The following is a 20,992-nucleotide window of genomic DNA, read 5'->3' as shown; positions in this document are numbered from 1 at the left end:
TTTAATGTCTGAACCGGCACCGCTTCCGTCCATGACGGACAAACTGCCACAGCCCAAACTGGTTGTGCTGGCAATTTCGATTGTTGCAGTCGCACTCTCCTTGTTCCAGATGTATGGCGCAGGGATCGAGCCGCTTGGTTTGTTCTACCAACGCAGCATCCATCTTGCCTTCGTCATGTTCCTGGCCTTCCTGATGTTCCCGGTTTTCGGCAGCAACAAGAAACGCGGCGTGCTTGGATGGGCGATTGATCTTGCCTTTCTGGCCGGTGCCTTCACCACAGGCTTCTATCTTTCCTTCTATCTCGACGAAATCATCAACCGCGCCGGTTTCTGGAGCAGCTCGGACCTGATCATTGGCGTGATCGCCACCATCACGGTCCTCGAAGCAAGCCGCCGCGCTGTTGGTCTTGGCATGACGATCATCGGGATTGTCGCCATCGTCTATGCCCTGTCGGGTCCGCGCGGGGCGTTGCCGTGGCTTGGCGAATGGCTGCCGGGCATCCTGTCCCATCGCGGTGCGGATATTGATCGTCTTGTCGGTCAGCTCTATCTCGGTCAGGAAGGCATCTATGGCCTGCCGATGGGGGTTGCGGCGACCTATATCTTCATGTTCGTTCTGTTCGGCGCCTTCCTTGAAGTCACCGGTGCGGGCAAATTCTTTATCGATATGGCCTATGCCGCGACCGGCAAAAAGGCCGGTGGCCCGGCAAAGGCTGCTGTTCTGGCATCGGCCGGCATGGGATCGATCAGCGGATCGGCAATTGCCAACGTGGTCACCACCGGTGCCTTTACCATCCCGCTGATGAAGCGCCTTGGCTATCGCCCGGCACAGGCCGGCGGTGTCGAAGCCGCGGCATCCACAGGCGGTCAGATTACCCCGCCGCTGATGGGTGCGGGTGCGTTCCTGATTTCCGAATACACCCAGGTGCCCTATCTCGATATCGTCATGATCTCGATCTTCCCGGCGATCCTGTATCTTGGCACCGTCTATCTGTTCGTGCACATCGTAGCGCTTAAAAACGGTATGCGCGGCATGCCGGCATCCGAACTGCCTGACTGGCGTCAGGTCCTTAAGGAAGGCTGGCAGTTCATTCTGCCGCTGGGCATCCTGATTTATCTGCTCGTGCTCAATATCTCGCCAATGCGGGTGGGCTTCTGGGCCATTCTGTCGGTCATGGCGGTTGCCGCCCTGCGCTATGTGCTGTGGTACTTCTTTGTCGCTCCGCAAAACGGGGTAAAGCCAAGTCACGATGGCTTGAAACAGGCGATCAAAAAAGGCATCGCAATCACCATTGCCGCCCTTGAACTCGGTGCCAAAAACGCCGTTGCCGTTTCGATGGCCTGTGCGGTTGCCGGCATCATTGTCGGGGTTGTCGGTCTGACCGGCCTTGGCCTGAAATTCTCCTCGATGATGATCGCGTTTTCGGGCGGCAACATCGTTCTGGCACTGGTTCTGGTTCTGATTGCCAGCCTGATCCTCGGGATGGGTCTGCCGGTAACGGCGTCCTATATCGTTCTGATCGTTCTGGTTGGCCCGGCACTTTCGAACGAGTTCGGCATTCCGCTGCTGATCGCCCATCTCGTGGTCTTCTGGTATTCGCAGGACAGTAACGTCACACCGCCCATTGCGCTGGCCGGGTTTGCGGGAGCGGCGATTGCCAATGCCAATCCCATGGAAACCAGTATCCAGGCATGGAAATTCGCCAAGGGTCTCTATCTGATCCCGGCCTTCATGGTCTTCAATCCGGAAATCATCGAAGGCGGCTCGATCCAGATCGTTCTGTGGACCGGCTTTACCGCCATCCTGTGTCTGGTGGCCTTTGCCGCGGCTCTTGAAGGATACCTGTTCGATCATATGGATGTCATTTCGCGCATCCTGATCGTTCCGGCCACCGTCGGTGTCTTCTATCCCGATCTCAAGGCCGAGATTGCCGGCACCGTCGTGCTTCTGATCGTCCTTGGCCTGAACTGGTGGAAAGGCAAAAAGAACGGCCCGACACCAAGCGTCGCGGCCAGCTGATCCAGCCTGATCCGAAACACTACAGAAAAGCCCGCAACATCTTGTTGCGGGCTTTTCTTTTGGCATATCCACCCTACCCGACCGGGCAGTAGACCCAAGCAGATTGAATCGATACAGTAATACTCATACAAATAAATCGGTTCCTGAACGCCCCTGTAACTCCGGACACCCGCCTTTCATGCAGTTCATCCTTCTGCTGCGCCAGGCCCCAAGGCAGCTTGCCTTTGGCGCATTGCACAGTTTCGGCTCATCTTTCGGTCAGACCTTTCTGGTGGCCCTTTTCGTTCCGTTTATTTCGGCCAGCCTTGGCCTGAACGAAACCGAATTTGCCAATATCTATGCCGGGATCACGATTGGCAGTGCACTGTGTCTGCCGGTTGTCGGGCGCTGGATCGATAAAGTCGATATCCTTTCCTACAGCCTTGCGACCATGGCGCTGCTTGCACTTGGCTGTGTGATGATCTCGCTTGCCGGCAATGTCTGGATGCTGATTGCCGCCCTGTTTGTCCTGCGTCTCGCCGGTCAGGGCTTGATGACCCATGTCAGCATGACCGGCATCGCGCGATATTTCACCAAACATCGCGGTCGGGCGCTTGCGGTTGCCAGTTTCGGCTTTCCCTTGGCCGAGGCCATCCTGCCTGCCACCCTGCTTGCCCTGATTGCGGCTTTTGGCTGGCGCTATACCTATGCCGGGTCGGCGGTATTTATCATCATTGTTCTGGTGCCCGTCGCCTTTTTGCTGATCCGCCGCGATCAGAAATTCCGCGCGGTTCCGACCCGCAGTTCCAAAACCGCTGCAAAACAGGCATCCGACTCCAACGGCCCGACGGATACCACCACCGACAGCATGCCCGACCAGTTATCGCCAACTGACCCCGAACATCCCCGGCTGTTCAGATCGCTTTATGTCTGGTTCTGTATGCCGATGCTCGCCGCACCGCCATTAATCATGACCGCCCTGTTTTTCCATCAGGGTGCTATTTCCACCCACAAGGGCATTGAACTTGGCTGGTTTGCTGCGGGCTTTACCGTTTTTGCCGTGACATCGGTTCTGGGCGCTTTTGGCAGCGGCCCGCTGATTGACAAACATTCCGCACGCCGTCTGTTTCCATGGCATCTGATCCCGATGATGGCGGGCATCATTGTTCTGGCAATCAGTCACCAGCCCTTTGTCATTCTGATTTATATGGGGCTTGTCGGCATCACGGTCGGCTTTGCCACCACCCTGCGCACCGCCATCATTCCCGAACTGGTGCCGCTTGATGAAATCGGCGCGGTACGCAGTACCCTTACCGCGGTCATGGTACTGGCCTCGGCCATGGGGCCAGCGATCTATGGCTGGATGTTTGCCGCCGACATTTCAATCGAAGTGATGCTGACAGCCACCCTGATCGTCATGGCCGTGATCAGTGTGCTGTCATGGCTGTCCGAACGTCCGGGCTTCTACGTGCCGCCGGGCATCAGCCCACAGGATTCGCATTGATGAAAAATCGTCCGATGTGACGGTGGATGCGTTTGGCATCGTAATCGGCACCATAATCGGGATCCTATTTGATGCCACATTCGGCACCGCATTTGACGCCATGTTGAACGCGGCGGGCTACCGGATCCGTTGGCATCACAAAGATCGCCTGCAACCAGATACCGACTGCTGATGCCACATGCGCTGCTAGCACGGCTTTGGCACGGTGTTTACCGGTACTGCGCTTGCCGGTACCACGATTCTGGCACCACAACGCCTGATCCCACATTTACCGGCATCGCGATCTTGATCCCGCGACTTCTCATACCCGGGCCCGTGATCCCAAGACTTTGATACCAAGACTTTGATACCAAGACTTTTGATACTGAGGCTCCGGTACCGAGATCCTGCTGCAACGCCCCCCTGATCCCGCACCCCTGACACCACAAAACGACCGATGCCGACGGCACAGACCACGCAGGCAAGCCCCAAAACCGGACAAGATCGTTAGATCATCGCCATTTCGCACGGTCGGGCACAAATCGGTCGGGTGCCGTTTGGCCAAAAAAATGGCCCGGATCACAAAGGTGACCGGGCCAGTCGGGAAAACAGCGTCAAATAGGGAGGAAGACGCTAGATAGAAATCGGTAGTCCAACAAACGGGAGCACCTCTTGGGGAGGAAACTCAATCGGCGCTCGACCGTTTGTATCTCGTCAGATTAGGCAGCACCGCCAACGGTACCAGCCGGATGCTTGATGTCGGATGCCTTGTCCGAACCTTTGAACAGGTTGCGGAAGAAGGAACCTACGAACTCAGCGCGCAGCTGCTGACCTTTACGTACACCTGCTTCGATTTCGGTGGTGGAGATGTAACGGGTGGTGATTTCTTCGTAAGTGGCCATCTTGACCTCCTAAATATTTCGTTCGTTGCGACGCCGTGTCGCTCTCGATGAACTCAATCTAATTTTCTTTACCGGGAAAGAGAATTAGCTCAATATGCACATTACTTGTGAATGATCGTCATAAATAGGAAGTCCGAGATATGGATCGTGCCGCGGAAATGGAAATTTTTGTCCATGCAGTTGAAGAAGGCAGCTTCTCAGCAGCAGCAAGGACAATGCGTCTGTCACCATCAGCCGTGTCGAAATATATTTCCCGTCTGGAAGACCGGCTGGGCGCACGTCTGTTGATGCGCACCACCCGTCAGCTCAGCCTGACCGAGGAAGGCCGGGCCTTTTATGAACGGGCGCGCACCATCCTTAATGAAATCGAAGAAGCCGAAGAAGTCGTCACCCAGCTTTATGCCGCCCCGCGCGGGACGCTGCGCATCAACGCATCGGTGGCCTTTACCAAGATGCAGGTGGTCCCCCTGATCCCGGAATTTCTGGCCCGCTATCCCGATGTGCGGATCGAACTGACCCTTGATGACAAATTCACCGATCTGGTCAACGATGGCTATGATCTGGCCATTCGCCTGTCCGCGCTGGAAGATTCATCCCTGATTGCGCGCAAATATGCGGTCAACCGCCGCATGATTGTTGCCAGCCCGGAATATCTCGAAAAGAACGGCATCCCGCGCAAACCCCAGGATCTCGAAAACCATAACTGTCTGCATCTGTCATCGCGCGAAAGCTTCAATGACTGGCACTTTGAAACCCCCGACGGTCACGTGGCCTTCCGCGCCCAGGGATCATTTTCGGCCAATGACGGTGATGTGCTCCACGAAGCAGTCCTTGCCGGGCTTGGCATGGCGCGTCTGGCCGAATATCTGGTTCACGAAGATATCCGGGCCGGTCGCCTGACGCCGGTTCTGACCGAATATGTGCATGATCAGGCCTGGATTTCCGCGGTGTATCCGCACAAACGCCACCTGTCGCCCAAGGTCCGCGCCTTTGTCGATTTCCTGGCTGAAAAATTCACCCCGGTCCCGCCGTGGGAGCTTGGATATCGCGATGCCCGTTCGGTGCGACGCAGCCCGGATGCCTCAGACAGCACCGCCGACAGCCGCCCGACCGAATCTGCCGATCAGTAACCGCAATGCACATGTCGGGGATATCCCCCTAAAACGACAGCGCCTTCTGATAGGCGCCAAAGTCAAACCGGAACTGATATTCCGAAGATGCGCTCAGATCATCAAGAATGCGGCTTTCGCCTGTGCGCGCAAAGCCGCATTTTTCATAGAACCGATGCCCGGCTTCAAACCGTGTATCGGTCCAGAGCATCACGGTCGCGCAATCAGGATGGGTCTGACCCAGCCACGCCAGCGCCTTGGCCATCAATTTTTGCGCCATGCCCCGACCACGGGTATCACGATGCAGATAGACCTTGTGAAGTTCGGCTTCTTTTGCCGGCGCATCATATTTGATCCCGAAACAGCCAAAAACCCGGTTGTCGGGATCAACCGCAACCCAGATACGCCCGTCCGATGATTTGAAATCATCGGCAATCGCATCAAGTTCCGGGAATTCAAGTGCACGGTCATAGACACAGCCGGGATATTCCGCAAACACGCCCGCGATCAGGGTGCCAATCGCGTCACCGTCACTGTTAAAGGCCGGGCGAATCGTCAAATCGCTGGCGGTTGATTGTCCGCCTTGCGGCTTTGCGACATCGCGCCCCATCAGCCCAGAACCACGCCCTTGGCCAGCTTGTCATAACCGCGCAGCACCGCGTCGGTATCCATCGCCGCCTTGCCGGGGCGCTGAATACGGGTCGGGCGCAGGGCCCCGCTGCCACACCCGATGGTAAGCGCATCATCAAGGATTTCACCCACCGGGCCGGATTGGTCCGTCACCTCGGCGGCCTGCACCTTGATCCGTTCCTTGCCCAGTTCGAAATAGGCCCCCGGCCACGGGGTAAAGGCACGGATTTTCCGTTCCAGACTTGCCGCATCATCGGCAAAATCAAGTTTGGCCTCGGCACGTTCGAGTTTCGCGGCATAGGTCACGCCCTCTTCGGGCTGTTTGGTGGCAACAAGCTCACCTTTCGGAAGCTTTTCAAGCGCCTCGACAATCATTTCCCCGCCAAGGGCGGCCAGATCATCATGCAGCGCATTGGCATAGGTTTCGCCCGTGATCGGGATATCGCGGATCAACAACATGTCGCCGGTATCAAGCCCGACATCCATCTGCATGATGGTGACACCGGTGGCATCATCGCCCGCCAGAATAGCCCGCTGGATCGGGGCTGCCCCGCGCCAGCGCGGCAACAGGGACGCATGGATGTTCAGGCACCCGTATTTCGGTGCATCCAGAATGGCCTTGGGCAGGATCAGCCCATAGGCCGCCACCACCGCTACATCAAGATCAAGATCGGCAAAGGCCTGCTTTTCCGCATCCGACTTAAGCGATACGGGATGGCGGACTTCAATACCCTGATCCGCCGCCCAGGCATGAACCGGGCTTGGCGTTTCCTTGTGCCCGCGCCCGGCCGGGCGCGGCGGCTGTGAATAGACACAAACAACATCATGTCCCGCCGCCACCAGATCCTTAAGCGCCACAAGGGCAAAGTCCGGGGTTCCCATAAAGGCAATGCGCAGCTTGGTCATATCGTCACGTCCATTCATCAAAGGATCAGGCATTCATCACAAGATCGGGGCAAGACCGTTGGTCTTTGTACTTCCAAGCCGGCAATTTGGCGCTATCTTGGCAAAATGACAAGCCAAGCCTTACCCGAACCGCACAAATACCCGGTCAATCATATCTGGCATGCTGACTGGAGCATCTCGGCCACGGCCCGCTGGGTTGCCAAGGCCCGCCGTGTCACTGGCGGCTGGCAGATATATGCGATCGAACCGGTCGGGATGTTAAACCAGTTTCTCGGCGCCCTTGCCGATCACGGGCATAAGGATGCCCTTTGGCTTGGCCTTGATATGCCCGTCGGCTTTGCCGATTATTGGTATGATGGCGCGAATATTCAAAACTTTAAGTCCATATTGAAAAACGGATTGACCGGATCCCTTGAATATTTTTCAACGGTCTGCGAACATCCGGATCAAATCACCTATCATCGGCCTTTCTATCCCAGATCATCCGGGCCAAAGGGCAGTGTCAAACGCGACCATCTCGTAAAGGCCCTTGGCCTTTCGCGATTTGATGACCTGCATCGGCGCTGCGAACGCGCCACCAATGATCGTGCTGCCGCCTGCCCGTCCTTCTGGACCCTTGGTGCCAATCAGGTCGGCAAGGGGATGCTGCATGGTCTTGAACATCTGATCATTCCCGGTACGCGTCTTGGTTTCAATATCTGGCCGTTTGACGGTGATCTTGCCGCCTGTTGCCAGCGCCCTGGCGTGACCCTGATGGAAACATATCCCGGTGAAGTTTATGGCTGGCTCGGAATTAGTGAGTTAACTAAATCAAATCAGAAAAGCCGGGCAAAGGCCGTTGAATTTCTGATCGATTATGCGGCACGTAACGCGGTTGAAATCACCCCGGCGGTCATGGCCGATTGCAAATCGGGCTTTGGCCCGGATCAGGGCAAGGATGATGCCTTTGACGCGCTGGTCGGTGTTTTGGGACTGATCCAAATTGCCGATGGCAAACGCCCCGAATATCTGCCAGATGAGCCGGGCATTCGCGAACGCGAAGGCTGGATCATGGGTCTTGATCCGGCCGATATCAGAACGCCAAAACCATAAACCGCCCAAAATAAAAGGGCCGGAAAACCGGCCCCTTGTCACAGCATATGGCGATCCGTTCAGGCAGACTTTTTCGTCTTCTGAAGCTTCTGGACCTTTTTGATCATCATGTTGCGTTTAAGCGCGCTCAGATAGTCGGTGAACAAAACGCCATCAAGATGATCGATCTCGTGCTGGATACAGGTCGCAAGCAGACCATCCGCCTCGATCTCGTGTTCCTTGCCGTTTTCGTCAAGGTACCGCACGCCGACCTCGGCCGGGCGTTCGACATCGGCATATTGTTCGGGGATCGAAAGACAGCCTTCCTGATAAACCGATGTATCTTCCGATTCCCAGATGATTTCCGGGTTGATCAGTTTCATCGGTTCGGGCTTGTCCTTGTCATCGGAAACATCCATGACGACAACGCGCTTCATCACCCCGATCTGCGGCGCGGCAAGGCCGATGCCCGGGGCTGCGTACATGGTTTCAAGCATGTCATCAAGAAGGTCTCTGATCTCATCATTCACCTCGGTGACCGGTTCGCACTCCTTCTTGAGGCGCGGGTCTGGAACGATAAGAATTTCACGCAAGGCCATGGGTCTTTGATCCGGTTTCGAACTTGATTCTGGTCTGTATTATAGCGAATTTCGCGCTTCGAGATAAGGTTTCCCGTCCCCCAAGTCAAGAAAGCTGCGCCAAATAGACCGGGTAACAGCCATGCTTCGCACCGCATGGCCGCATGATTGCGTCTTACTTTTCCTCTGGCTTGGTATCGGGTTTGTCGTCCGGTCCGGCCAGAAGTTCCATTTTCGTGATGTCACGCACATGGGTTTCCGACGGTGCCGGTTCCTCGATCATGCGGTCATCGGCAACGATATGCTTTTCCTTAAGCTTGCGCGCCGATACCAGAACCGATCCCTCAAGCGTGCCAAGCGTCTTGTTGTAATTCTTGACCGTACTTTCAAGCGACTTGCCCATGGAACTGAAATTCTTGGCAAGCGTCCCCAGACGATCAAACAATTGCTGGCCGATCTCGCTGATATCGCGCGCACTTTCGGCCAATGCTTCCTGACGCCAGCCATACGCCACCGCCTTGAGCAACCCAAGAAGCGTGGTCGGCGTTGCCAGGATCACCCCGTCGCGGAAACTGTCCTCGATCAGGCGCGGGTCGCGTTCAAGTGCGGCCGAGAAAAAGCTTTCACCCGGAAGGAACAGCACCACGAATTCGGGGCTGTCGACCGACTTCCAATAGGATTTTTTCGAAAGCTCCGCGATCACCTTGCGCACATTGCCGACATAGGTCGCAAGCAATGCCTCGCGGCGTTCATCGTCATATTTCTCGTCAATTGCTTCCAAATAGGCCGATGTCGGGGCCTTGGCATCGACCACGATGTTTTTCCCGCCGGGCAGGTGAATGACCATGTCGGGTTTCTGGATGCCTTCGTCGGTATTGAAATGAACCTGCTCGTCAAAGTCACAATGTTTGAGCATCCCGGCAAGTTCGACAATGCGCTTGAGCTGCAATTCGCCCCACTTGCCCGATACTGATGAACTGGACCGAAGGGCGGAACTCAGTGTCTGGGTCTCTTTTGAAAGCCGGGTCTGCGATTGCACAAGGGTCCCGACCTGTTCGCGCAACTCGCCGTATGCTTCCTTGCGGCTTTTTTCAAGCTCGTTAACCTTGTTGTCAAAGGCCTCAAGCCGTTCTTTGATGGGTTTTACAAGGCCGTCAATTGCCTGTTGGCGTTTCTCAAGATCGCCCTTGGCACCTTCCTGAAGGCGCGAAAAGTTTTCACGCGCCAGCTTGAGAAACTCGTCATTATTCATCTTGAGCGCATCGGACGACAGCGCCTTGAAACTATCAAGCAGCTTGGTCTTGGCATCTTCAAGCATCGCAAGCTTTTCGGCCGCTGCCTCGCGCTCTTTCTCAAGGGCGGTTTCAAGCTCCGACCCCTTTTCGCGCCACTGATCAAGGGCGGTGCGCAGCTCCTTCATCTCGGCCTCAAGGATCGGCACCCGGTTGGCCGTGGTTTCGGCAATGGCCCGTTTTTCAGATACCTCGGCCAGTTTGTCGCGCGTGATTGCCAACTCGCCTGCAAGATCGCGCCGGGTTGCTTCGGTCTGTTCAAGCTGGGATGACAGCAATGCGGTGCGCGACTCTGTCTCGGCATCTGCGGCATCCTTGATGCGTTTGATCATCATCGCGCAAAAAACCAGTGCCAGAACCGACGCGCCAAACGCGCCCGCGGCCAAAGAAATCGGATCCATTGTCCCACCATTCAATTATCGTCTGGATTCTTTGTATCTGTTTTGTTCCATCAAATCCAGAACCGAACAAAACCGGTTTTGTTCGGTTCTGATCAAATTTTGTCAAAGCCATTGCTGGCGTGAAACCGAATTTCGACTATATATCAACAAGATATTCAGAAACCAATCACGCCACCCACCAAACCTGTATGTCTTCACATCCCCGGTCTGCACCAGATTGCCGGTTCATCAAAGCCGAATTTAAGCAGGCAATCCGCCAGTTTGGGCAGTCCTAAAGTTGTATTCCCTGAATATCTTCTGCGCACTAGCATAGGGCGCAAGCGACAGGATCATATTGTTTGCCCGTTTTGCGCACTGCACCGAACGGAACCGGCAATACAGAATCTCTGAACCGCACCGAAATACCGCATCGGCACGGACGCCGTTTCCGACACACCGGAAAACAATGGCTGCTACCTGATGCATCAGAGACCACAGGAAACGAACAAGAGGCCACATATGTCTGCGAACGTTTATCCCGTACCCGGCGACATCGCAAAGAACGCCCTGATCGACAAGGCAAAATACGATGCCATGTATAAACAGTCGGTCGAGGACCCGGATGGCTTCTGGGGCGAACATGGCAAACGCATTGACTGGATCAAGCCATACACCAAAGTCAAAAATGTCAGCTATGACGCCAAGGACCTCTATATCAAATGGTACGAAGACGGCACCCTGAACGTCTCGGCCAACTGCCTGGATCGCCATCTTGAAAAACGCGGTGATCAGACCGCCATCATCTTCGAAGGCGATGATCCCAATGTTTCCGAACACATCACCTATCGCGATCTGCATGAACGCACCTGTCGTTTTGCCAATGCGCTGAAATCGATGGGCGTTGGCAAGGGTGATCGCGTTGTCATCTATCTGCCGATGATCCCCGAAGCCGCTGTCTCCATGCTGGCTTGTGCGCGAATCGGTGCGATCCATTCCATCGTCTTTGGCGGTTTCTCGCCCGAAGCACTGGCCGGTCGCGTCGAAGATTGCGGCGCCAAGGTCGTGATCACCTCGGACGAAGGTCTGCGCGGTGGCCGTGCGGTTCCGCTTAAACGCAATGCTGACGAAGCCCTTTCACATCCCGGTGTCAAATCGGTCGAGAAAATGGTCGTCGTCAAACGCACCGGCAAGGATGTCGCCTGGAACGACACCCGCGACGTCTGGTATCACGAAGTTTGCGCAGCGGCCTCGACCGATTGCCCGCCGACCGAAGTCAATGCCGAAGACCCGCTGTTTGTTCTGTATACCTCGGGTTCGACCGGCAAGCCGAAGGGCGTTCTGCACACCTCGGGCGGTTACCTTGTCTATGCATCGATGACCCATCAGTATGTCTTTGATTATCACGAAGGCGATATTTACTGGTGTACGGCCGATGTCGGCTGGGTTACCGGTCACAGCTATATCGTCTATGGGCCGCTGGCCAATGGCGCGACCACGCTGATGTTCGAAGGTGTGCCAAGCTATCCGGATGCTTCGCGCTTCTGGCAGGTCTGTGAAAAGCACAAGGTCAATATCTTCTATACCGCACCGACCGCGATCCGTGCCCTGATGCGCGAAGGCGTCGACTGGGTCAACAAGGCCGATCTTTCGAGCTTGCGCATCCTTGGTTCGGTGGGTGAACCGATCAACCCCGAAGCCTGGGAATGGTATCACGAGCATGTCGGCAAACGGAATTGCCCGATTGTCGATACCTGGTGGCAGACCGAAACCGGCGGCATCCTGATCACCCCGCTTCCCGGTGCAACCGATTTGAAACCGGGTTCGGCAACGCTTCCGTTCTTTGGTGTTCAGCCCGCCCTTCTTGATAACGAGGGCAAGGAACTGACCGGTGCCACCGATGGCAACCTTGTCATCAAGGACAGCTGGCCGGGTCAGATGCGTACGGTCTATGGCGACCATGAACGCTTTATCCAGACCTATTTCAGCACCTTTGACAAAGTCTACACCACCGGTGACGGCGCCCGTCGCGACGATGATGGCTATTACTGGATCACGGGCCGCGTTGATGACGTCATCAACGTATCGGGTCACCGCATGGGTACGGCCGAAGTCGAAAGCGCGCTTGTCGCCCACGCCAAGGTTGCCGAGGCCGCCGTGGTCGGCGTTCCGCACGACATCAAGGGTCAGGGCATCTATGCCTATGTGACGCTCAATGCCGGCGAAGAACCGACCGAGGAGCTTCGTCTTGAACTGGTCAAATGGGTCCGCAAGGAAATCGGCCCGATCGCAAGTCCCGACTTCATCCAGTGGTCGCCGGGTCTGCCGAAAACCCGTTCGGGCAAAATCATGCGCCGTATCCTGCGCAAGATTGCCGCCAACGAATATGACCAGCTTGGTGATACCTCGACCCTGGCCGATCCGGGCGTGGTCGACGATCTGATCGAAAACCGTCAGAACCGTTAATCGTCACCTGCGACTATCTTTGATTGGCATCTTGCTGATCACGACATCAAACCCGCCGGGAAACCGGCGGGTTTTTTCGTGTGTCCCGAAACCGGCATGGCCCGATGCGTGCCCTGTGGTTGTGCAAAAACTTAAATTGGTATAGGTACAGCCTGCTGCGACGCAGCAACGAACAGGATGGTTTGGGGACCCCTGTCGCCGCACGGATCGGCTGACGGGAAAAGATGACCCTCCTGATAACTTCCTGCCAGGACGGGGGACAGCCTTGATCGTCCGGGCATACGGATACGGAGACTTTCTGTGAATAGCGATTTTCTTCCGCGTTTGCGGGCTGAGTGGCTTGGCAACATTCGCGGTGATGTGCTTTCGGGCCTTGTGGTGGCACTCGCCCTCATCCCGGAAGCCATTGCCTTTTCGATCATTGCCGGTGTTGATCCCAAGGTCGGGCTTTATGCCTCCTTCTCGATTGCCGTAATCACCGCGATCTTTGGCGGACGTCCGGGCATGATTTCGGCGGCAACGGCGGCAACGGCTGTTCTGATGGGGTCGCTGGTTCGTGAACACGGGCTGGATTATCTGCTGGCCGCCACCATTCTGGCTGGCGTGATCCAGATGCTGGCAGGCGCGCTCAAACTCGGCAATCTGATGCGCTTTGTCTCCAAATCCGTGATGACCGGCTTTGTGAATGCGCTGGCGATCCTGATCTTTATGGCGCAGTTGCCCGAACTGATCGGGGTTTCGAACATGACCTATGTGATGGTGGCCGGTGGTCTTGCCATCATCTATCTGTTCCCGCGCATCACCAAAATCATCCCGTCCCCGCTGATTTGCATCATCGTTCTGACCGGTATTTCGCTATTTATCGATGCCGATCTGCGCACGGTTGGCGATATGGGCGCGCTTCCCGATGCCTTCCCGGCAATCTATCTGCCCGATGTGCCGCTGAACCTTGATACCTTCCTGATCATCCTGCCCTATTCAGCGGCGGTTGCGGCTGTGGGTCTTCTTGAAAGTCTCATGACCGCCCAGATCGTCGATGATCTGACCGACACCACGTCAAACCGCACCCGTGAATGCTATGGTCAGGGGATCGCCAACTTCTTTACCGGCTTTATCGGTGGCATGGCCGGTTGTGCGATGATTGGCCAATCGGTGATCAACGTGAAATCCGGCGGCCGTTGCCGTCTGTCGACCTTCCTTGCCGGTATCTTCCTTTTGATCCTGATTGTGGTTCTGGGGGATCTTGTCGCGATCATTCCGATGGCGGCCCTGGTTGCCATCATGATCATGGTGTCGATCGGGACATTCAGCTGGTCGTCGATCAAGAACCTGCGCGAACATCCGCGCAGCTCGTCGATCGTGATGCTGGCCACCGTGATCACGGTTGTCGGATCGCACAATCTGGCGATTGGTGTTCTGGTCGGTGTGTTGCTGTCGGGCATTTTCTTTGCCTGGAAGATCGCGCAGATTTTCCGTGTTACCAGCACCCTTTCGGCTGACAACACGCATCGCACCTATGAAGTGCGCGGTCAGATCTTCTTTGCCTCGGTCGAAGATTTCACCAAGGCATTCGATTTCCGCGAAGCCCTTGATAAGGTGACGATTGATGTCAGCCACGCGCATATTTGGGACATTTCAAGTGTTGCAGCCCTTGATATGGTCGTGCTCAAATTCCGTCGTGAAGGGGCCGAAGTCGAATTGATCGGTCTCAATGAAGCCAGCGAGACAATCGTCGATAAACTGGCCATCCACGACAAGCCCGGCGCACTTGAACGCCTGATGGGCCATTAAGGCCACCGCAAAAGGGAAAAGGAAACGATCAATGACCCATCTGATCGCACTGATTGACGGTTCAGGCTATTCGCAAAGTGTATGTGACCTTACCCGCTGGGTGGCGGAACGCACAGATGCATCCATTGACCTGATGCATGTTCTGGGCCGTCGTTCGGTCGGCTCCGAACCAGCCGATCTGAGCGGCAACCTGAAACTCGGTGCACGCACCGCACTTCTCAAGGAACTGGCCGATCTTGACGAGCAGAAAAACAAGCTCGAACTCAAACGCGGTCGCCTGCTGCTTGAAGAAGCCAAAACCGGTCTCGAAGATGCCGGTCTTGCCAATGTCGGCACCAAGCTGCGCCACGGGGATCTGATCGAAAGCATCGCCGAGTTCGAAAATGACGCCGATCTGATCGTGGTTGGCAAACGCGGCGAAGCCGCCGACTTTGCCAAAATGCATTTGGGATCGAACCTTGAACGGGTTGTCCGTGCGGCCAAAAAGCCGGTTCTGGTCGCATCACGCGCTTTCAAGCCGATCAACAAATTCCTGATCGCCTTTGATGGCGGCGAAAGTGTCATGAAGGCCGTGCGTCACATCGCAAGCGGCAAGCTGTTCACCGGGCTTCCCTGTGTTTTGCTTTCGGTTGGCAAACCGACCGACACCATGCAGGAAAAACTTGATGAAGCCGCCGCCATCCTGCGCAAGGCGGGATATAGCGTCGATGCCGGTTTTGCATCGGGCGAACCCGAAGACGTGATCAAGGACAAGATCGAAACCGACAAGATCGATCTTCTGGTCATGGGGGCCTATGGCCATTCACGCATTCGCAACCTGATCATTGGCAGCACCACTACCGAAATGGTGCGTTCCTGCCAGGTGCCGGTGATGATGTTCCGCTGATAAGCGTCACCACTCGCACGACCCAAAAACATCTTGATGCCCCTGTCTGATTGCCGACAGGGGCATTAATTTTATCAACATGGTGTCCTAAATCGCGTTTCAGGACGCCAAACCCCGCAAATGCGCGCTTTCCTGACCTTCAAGTCATCGACAAGAAAGGTCTGCCACCATGCGCTTTGCGTTATGCACCGTTTTCATTCTTCCTCTACTGATCGCAATATCGTCTGCCGCGTTTGCCAGCGATGTCGGATTTGCCAAATTCTCCCTTGTTGCCAACGGACCTGATCAACGCGACCTGTCTGGCGTGATCTGGTATCCGTCACGCGATGACACGCCAGAAGAAACAATCGCCGAAAACATCGTGTTCCATGGTCAAAAGGCACGCCCGGGCGCAACACCGCTGCCCGGGTCCTATCCACTGGTTGTTCTGTCCCACGGTTTTGGCGGCAACTGGCGCAATCAGGCATGGCTGGCCACCGAACTTGTACGCCACGGCCGAATTGTCGCTGCCCTCAATCACCCGGGCACCACCAGCAAGGACCTGCAAGCCCTCGACGGGCGGATGCTTTGGAAACGCCCACAGGATATCGCGCAGTTAATCACCTATCTCACCGGTCATTCCGACTGGTCGTCCTTGCTCAGGACAAATGATATTGCTGTTATCGGGCATTCACTGGGGGCCTGGACGGCACTTGCAATTGGCGGTGCACGCACCGATGCCAGTCGGATGCTGGCCGATTGCCGTAACCATGCCGATCTTGCCGCATGTGATGTGGTTGCCGATTTCGCCATCGGTCACAACAAAACCGATCAACAGCTCCTCGCACAATCTCTTCGTATTGCCAATGTCTCGCGGGTCGTCAGCCTCGATCTCGGGCTGGCGCGCGGCTTTACCCCCGAAAGCCTGTCAAAAATTGACATTCCGGTTCTTCTGATCGCAGCAGGAAGCCCGAACCCCGGTATTCCCCATGCCGTCGAAACCGGCTATCTGCGGCCATATCTTAATGCCGCCTCGACCGAGTTTCATCTGATCGAACAGGCCGCACATTTCAGCTTCATGCCACGGTGCAAACCGGGCGCGGCCCGCTTGCTCGACGACGAAGTTCCCGGTGACGGGGTGGTTTGCCGTGACGGGAATGGCACCCCGGATGGCACGCGCCAAATCATCCATCACCAAACCGCCCGGCTGATCATCGACTTCCTGGATCGCACGCACTAGCCACCCAGAAGCCGGGAATTCCTGCCCTCAATCACGGCACGCCCCAATCATCAGACAAATAAAAAGCCCGGCAATTTCCTGCCGGGCTTTTGTCATACCATTTCGATATCCGGCCTAGCGCAGGATGAAACGCCCCAGATTGGAATTGATCTGGCGTTCCAGTTCGCGGTCCAGATCCATCAGAAGGGCGGCTGTCGCGTCGTAAATCGCCTGTTCGCGTTCGGCAACCGACATCGATTCCGAAAGCGTGCGTGACCGCGATGCCATCGCCTGGACTTCGCCTTTCTGCACACCATTGGCATCCATCAGCTCAAGCTTGGCTGCGACCTTGAGTTCGATCTTGTCGGACTGGTCATCGGTAAACACGCCCTTGATGCCTTTGGTGGTCTTGAGCGCATTTGACGTGATTGATGCTTCGGTCACCGAATAGCGCAGCATATCGCTGGTGCCTGCGGTCTGAAGACGGTCATCGGGCCAGTTCATCGCCATTTTGCCAAGGCTGAACGGCAAATCCGACGCAATCGATCCGTCTTCGGTATTGCTCCAGGCGGCAACTTTTTCAATCGGGCCTGCGGCAAATACGATCGGCGTAAGATGGCGCCATGTCACATCGGGGTAATTTGCCACCGGTGCGCTGGTGCAGGCTGCCATCAGGGCAAGTGCCGCACCCGCAACCACGGTACGCAGACCATTGATGGACAATAGCTTCATGACTTCAAACTCCCTTGCCTCTGACTTCGATGCCTAAATTAACCTGTTGGGCGGCCATACAAAAAACGCCACCACAAGCTTTATAGCCATGGTGACGTTGCATGATGATTAAGGCAAGGCTATGACGCGCCCGATACCTGTTATTTCACATGATGGCATGTGTTCGGGCATCTGATCCGTCAGGCAGACGGGCTGTCTTCTGCCGTGCTGTCTTCTGCCTTGGCGTCAGCAGTGGCATCGTCGGCCTTGAGGGCGCGCAAGTCACCCTCGTCAAAGCCATAACGCGTATTGCAGAACTGGCAAGAAACACCAACCTCGCCGGTATCTTCCTCGCGCATCGACAGAAGTTCCTCAAGCGGATAGGTAACCAGCGCACCTTCGATCTTTTCGCGCGAACAACGGCATTTGAATCGAAGATCGGACTGCTCATAAACGCGCGGTTCCTCGTCATGGAACAGACGCCAGATCAGGTCATGGGCCGACAGCGAAATATCCACAAGCTCGTTCTCGGTCGCACTCGCCATCAGGATGGTCGAACGGTTCCAGTCCTCGGCAACCTTTTCGGCCTCTTCCGGGGTGGCGGCATCGCCCGATGCACTGACCGGCATTTTCTGCAAGAACAGACCCCCAACCCACCAGTCGGCATCGGTTTCACCCCGATGCACTTCAAGCTTGAAGGCGGTTTCAAGCTGCTCGGACTGACGGAAATAGGCTTCTGCACATTTGGCAAGGGTCTCGCCCTCAAGCGACACAATCCCCTGATAACGTTCATGTTCATCGCCCTGATCGACGGTAAAGGCAATATGCCCGCGTCCCATCAGTTTAAGAACCTGCCCGCGCAGGGCTTCCTCGCCGCCGTCTTCCTCGGCAATCATCGCCTTAAGGCGTTCTTCATCGACCCGAAGACAGGCACGCACATTGCCGTCACTGTCAACATCGACCACCATCATGCTGATCGGCCCGTCCGAGCTGGTCTGAAGGGTAAAAAGCCCCTCATATTTCAGCGACGACGACAGCAATACCGCAAGCCCGATGATCTCGCCCAGCAGATGATTGGCAAGCGGCGGGTATTTGTGCTGACCGATAATGGTCTGCACCGTCGGTCCAAGGCGCGTAAAGCGGCCGCGAATATTGGAATGATCCAGCGTGAATGGCTGGCAAAAATCGACAGCGATCTGCATGTTCGGCTTCCGCGTGGTTAGGTGTTTGGGGCCGTATAACAAGACAAGCCCCCGATTGTCGAGGCGCGTTAACACAACGCTTTACCCGACCTCTGACAGCATAACAAAGGGCGGCCAAAGCCGCCCTTCAAATTCGATCTGCCTTATTTAGGCGCAAGGATCAGGATGGCAAGCCGTTAAAGCAGTATAACAGAACCCCTTTTTGCGCATGCAGGCGGTTCTCTGCCTCGTCAAACACCACCGATTGCGGCCCGTCAATCACCTCGTCGGTGACTTCCTCGTTGCGGTGTGCCGGCAGGCAATGCATGAAGATCGCATCATCCTTGGCCTGGGCCATGGTTTTGGCATTGATCTGATAGGGTGCGAGGGCTGCCATGCGGGCATCGTAATCTTCATCCCCCATCGAGACCCAGCAATCGGTCACGACCACATCGGCCCCTTCAAGCGCACTGTCCATATCGGTCAGACGGACCTGGCCGCCCTGCGCATTGGCATTTTCAATCAGGCCCTGATTGGGGCGATAGCCAACCGGGCAGGCCATATCAAGCGCAAAGCCGAATTTCGGCGCGGCATGGATGAACGATGTCGATACATTGTTGCCATCGCCAACCCAGGCAAATTTAAGGCCTTCAAGCTTGCCCTTGTGCTCCTTGATCGTCATCAGATCCGCCATGATCTGACACGGGTGGCTCTGATCGGTCAGGCCATTGATCACCGGAACCGTGGCATATTGCGCCAGTTCAAGCAGCTTGGACTCATCGGTGGTCCGGATCATGATCGCATCGACAAAACGCGACAGAACACGTGCGGTATCGGCAATGGTCTCCCCGCGGCCAAGCTGGCTGCTTTCGGCATCAAGGATCACCACATCACCGCCAAGCTGGCGCATGCCGACTTCAAACGAAACACGGGTCCGGGTCGACGGTTTTTCAAAAATCAGCGCCAGCGTCTTGCCCGCAAGCGGCTTGACGCCAAACGGGGCATTGCCGGCTTTTTCGGAATCGCCAAGGGCGAGAATATCTTTCAGTGTTCCCGACGGCAGTTTGTCGAGATCAAGAAAATGACGAATATCAGTCATGGTTAGTCTTCCTTCCTGCGCCCTTATTTCGCCAGGGCTGCGGCCGCTGCTTCAATGGCAGCAAGCGCTTCGTCAACATGGGTTTTGGTGATGTTGAGTGGCGGCAACAGACGCACCACATTATCGCCGGCCGGAACTGTCAGAACATTGAGCTCGCGCAGCTTGGCAACAACATCGACATTGGTCGGGACCGTTTTCATCCCCAACAACAGACCCATGCCACGGATTTCCGCGATAAAGCCCGGATGTTTCCGGGAAATGGCCGCAAGGCCGTCGCGGATCAATTGGCTCATGTCCAGAACATGGTCCATGAAGCCGGGTTTCAAAACTTCGTCCAGCACGGCATTGGCCGCCGCCATGGCAAGCGGATTGCCGCCAAAGGTCGTGCCATGCATACCGGCCGGAAGGGCCGCGGCCGCCTTTTCGCTCGCCAGCAACGCCCCGACCGGGAAACCACCGCCCAGCCCCTTGGCCGAGGAAATGATATCGGGGATCATGTCCGACCATTCATAGGCGAAAAGCTTGCCCGTCCGGCCGACACCGGTCTGAACTTCGTCAAACATCACCAGCATGCCGAACTCGTCAGCCGCCTTGCGCACACCTTCAAGATAGCCTTCCGGCGCACGGCAAATGCCGCCTTCGCCCTGGATCGGCTCCAGAAGGATCCCGCCGGTATTGGGCGTGATCGCGTTGCGCAATTCATTAAGATTGCCATAGGCAACCCGGTCAAAGCCGTCGGGCATCGGCCCGAAACCTTCGCGGTATTTGTCGCTGTAACCAGCCGTCAGCGTACCAAGAGTACGGCCATGAAACGCATTGGTCGCAACCAGAATACGGTTCTTTTCCGGATGTCCCGACACATGCTGATAGCGGCGCAGCATCTTGATGCCTGCCTCGTTGGCCTCGGCCCCGGAGTTACAGAAAAACACCGTATCGGCAAAGGTATTGGCCACCAGACGTTCCGCCAGCTTTTCCTGCCCCGGAATACGATACAGGTTCGACGTGTGCCAGACCTTGCCGACCTGCTCGGTCAGCTTGGCAACAAGATGCGGATGCGAATGGCCAAGGGTATTGACCGCAATACCCGACCCGAAATCAAGGAATCGTCGGCCGTCCTGCGCATAGAGATAAGGTCCTTCACCTTTCTCAAAGGCCAGATCGGCCCGCGCATAGGTCGGCATGACGGGAGTAATCACTTCTTTATTCCTCAATTAGGGTAAAAATCGGTTTGTTGACCAGTTGGTCAACTCCGGCAGAATACCGGGAAGCCGGGGAGTATCAAGAGATTCCTTGACCCTGTCAACGCCGCAAAA

General features: G+C 56.0%; 17 protein-coding genes. 8 read left to right on the top strand and 9 right to left on the bottom strand.

Going from position 1 to position 20,992, the window contains the following annotated elements:
* Positions 1 to 4 precede the first annotated feature (4 nt).
* On the top strand, positions 5 to 2,020 hold the full coding sequence (locus tag CU041_RS10925; RefSeq protein WP_101246913.1) for a TRAP transporter permease: 2,016 nt from the start codon (positions 5 to 7) through the stop codon (positions 2,018 to 2,020).
* 178 nt (positions 2,021 to 2,198) lie between these two features.
* On the top strand, positions 2,199 to 3,503 hold the full coding sequence (locus CU041_RS10920) for an MFS transporter (protein ID WP_101246912.1): 1,305 nt from the start codon (positions 2,199 to 2,201) through the stop codon (positions 3,501 to 3,503).
* A gap of 698 nt (positions 3,504 to 4,201) precedes the next feature.
* On the opposite strand, the gene CU041_RS10910 is transcribed toward CU041_RS10920, so the two are convergent.
* Positions 4,202 to 4,384: a hypothetical protein gene (locus CU041_RS10910; RefSeq protein WP_101246910.1), complete on the bottom strand. Its 183-nt coding sequence runs from the start codon at positions 4,382 to 4,384 to the stop codon at positions 4,202 to 4,204.
* A 140-nt stretch (positions 4,385 to 4,524) separates the two neighbouring features.
* Between CU041_RS10910 and CU041_RS10905 the strand changes: the two genes are divergently transcribed.
* On the top strand, positions 4,525 to 5,514 hold the full coding sequence (locus tag CU041_RS10905) for a LysR family transcriptional regulator (RefSeq protein WP_101246909.1): 990 nt from the start codon (positions 4,525 to 4,527) through the stop codon (positions 5,512 to 5,514).
* A gap of 28 nt (positions 5,515 to 5,542) precedes the next feature.
* Here the strand turns inward: CU041_RS10905 and CU041_RS10900 are convergent, their stop codons facing one another.
* Positions 5,543 to 6,103, bottom strand: coding sequence for a GNAT family N-acetyltransferase (locus CU041_RS10900; RefSeq protein WP_101246908.1), 561 nt, complete (start codon positions 6,101 to 6,103; stop codon positions 5,543 to 5,545).
* Positions 6,103 to 7,029, bottom strand: a complete 927-nt coding sequence (gene fmt, locus CU041_RS10895; protein WP_170310208.1) for a methionyl-tRNA formyltransferase — start codon at positions 7,027 to 7,029, stop codon at positions 6,103 to 6,105. The genes CU041_RS10900 and fmt overlap by 1 nt, the downstream gene beginning before the upstream one ends.
* Positions 7,030 to 7,134: 105 nt before the next feature.
* Between fmt and CU041_RS10890 the strand changes: the two genes are divergently transcribed.
* Positions 7,135 to 8,121: a methyltransferase type 12 gene (locus tag CU041_RS10890; protein WP_101246906.1), complete on the top strand. Its 987-nt coding sequence runs from the start codon at positions 7,135 to 7,137 to the stop codon at positions 8,119 to 8,121.
* A gap of 59 nt (positions 8,122 to 8,180) precedes the next feature.
* Here the strand turns inward: CU041_RS10890 and def are convergent, their stop codons facing one another.
* Both def and rmuC read right to left on the bottom strand, forming a co-directional pair.
* Entirely contained in the window at positions 8,181 to 8,699 is a 519-nt protein-coding gene (gene def / locus CU041_RS10885) for a peptide deformylase (protein WP_101246905.1), read from the bottom strand.
* 154 nt (positions 8,700 to 8,853) lie between these two features.
* Positions 8,854 to 10,371: a DNA recombination protein RmuC gene (rmuC, locus tag CU041_RS10880; RefSeq protein WP_101246904.1), complete on the bottom strand. Its 1,518-nt coding sequence runs from the start codon at positions 10,369 to 10,371 to the stop codon at positions 8,854 to 8,856.
* A 498-nt stretch (positions 10,372 to 10,869) separates the two neighbouring features.
* Here rmuC and acs point away from each other — a divergent pair, with 498 nt between their 5' ends.
* The 4 genes from acs to CU041_RS10860 all read left to right on the top strand — a co-directional run bounded on the left by acs (position 10,870) and on the right by CU041_RS10860 (position 16,709).
* Positions 10,870 to 12,813 carry an acetate--CoA ligase gene (gene acs / locus CU041_RS10875; RefSeq protein ID WP_101246903.1) on the top strand — a complete coding sequence of 648 codons (1,944 nt, stop codon included), beginning with the start codon at positions 10,870 to 10,872 and terminating at the stop codon, positions 12,811 to 12,813.
* Positions 12,814 to 13,113: 300 nt separating this feature from the next.
* Complete coding sequence (locus CU041_RS10870; RefSeq protein ID WP_170310196.1) at positions 13,114 to 14,604, top strand: SulP family inorganic anion transporter; 1,491 nt, start codon at positions 13,114 to 13,116, stop codon at positions 14,602 to 14,604.
* Positions 14,605 to 14,635: 31 nt separating this feature from the next.
* Positions 14,636 to 15,490, top strand: coding sequence for a universal stress protein (locus CU041_RS10865; protein WP_101246902.1), 855 nt, complete (start codon positions 14,636 to 14,638; stop codon positions 15,488 to 15,490).
* A 169-nt stretch (positions 15,491 to 15,659) separates the two neighbouring features.
* Complete coding sequence (locus tag CU041_RS10860) at positions 15,660 to 16,709, top strand: alpha/beta hydrolase family protein (protein ID WP_101246901.1); 1,050 nt, start codon at positions 15,660 to 15,662, stop codon at positions 16,707 to 16,709.
* 114 nt (positions 16,710 to 16,823) lie between these two features.
* Here the strand turns inward: CU041_RS10860 and CU041_RS10855 are convergent, their stop codons facing one another.
* The 4 genes from CU041_RS10855 to CU041_RS10840 all read right to left on the bottom strand — a co-directional run bounded on the left by CU041_RS10855 (position 16,824) and on the right by CU041_RS10840 (position 20,860).
* Positions 16,824 to 17,420 (bottom strand): hypothetical protein, encoded by a 597-nt coding sequence (locus CU041_RS10855; protein WP_101246900.1) that lies wholly within the window; start codon positions 17,418 to 17,420, stop codon positions 16,824 to 16,826.
* 179 nt (positions 17,421 to 17,599) lie between these two features.
* Positions 17,600 to 18,601, bottom strand: a complete 1,002-nt coding sequence (gene hslO / locus CU041_RS10850) for an Hsp33 family molecular chaperone HslO (RefSeq protein ID WP_101246899.1) — start codon at positions 18,599 to 18,601, stop codon at positions 17,600 to 17,602.
* Between the two features lie 160 nt (positions 18,602 to 18,761).
* Positions 18,762 to 19,679 carry an ornithine carbamoyltransferase gene (argF, locus tag CU041_RS10845; protein ID WP_101246898.1) on the bottom strand — a complete coding sequence of 306 codons (918 nt, stop codon included), beginning with the start codon at positions 19,677 to 19,679 and terminating at the stop codon, positions 18,762 to 18,764.
* 23 nt (positions 19,680 to 19,702) lie between these two features.
* Positions 19,703 to 20,860 (bottom strand): aspartate aminotransferase family protein, encoded by a 1,158-nt coding sequence (locus CU041_RS10840; RefSeq protein ID WP_101246897.1) that lies wholly within the window; start codon positions 20,858 to 20,860, stop codon positions 19,703 to 19,705.
* Positions 20,861 to 20,992: the final 132 nt, after the last annotated feature.

The sequence above is a fragment of the Thalassospira povalilytica genome, assembly GCF_002844235.1.
GTDB lineage: Bacteria > Pseudomonadota > Alphaproteobacteria > Rhodospirillales > Thalassospiraceae > Thalassospira > Thalassospira povalilytica.
Note: the sequence above shows the minus strand (reverse complement) of the source record. Positions and strands in the feature narration are given on the sequence as shown.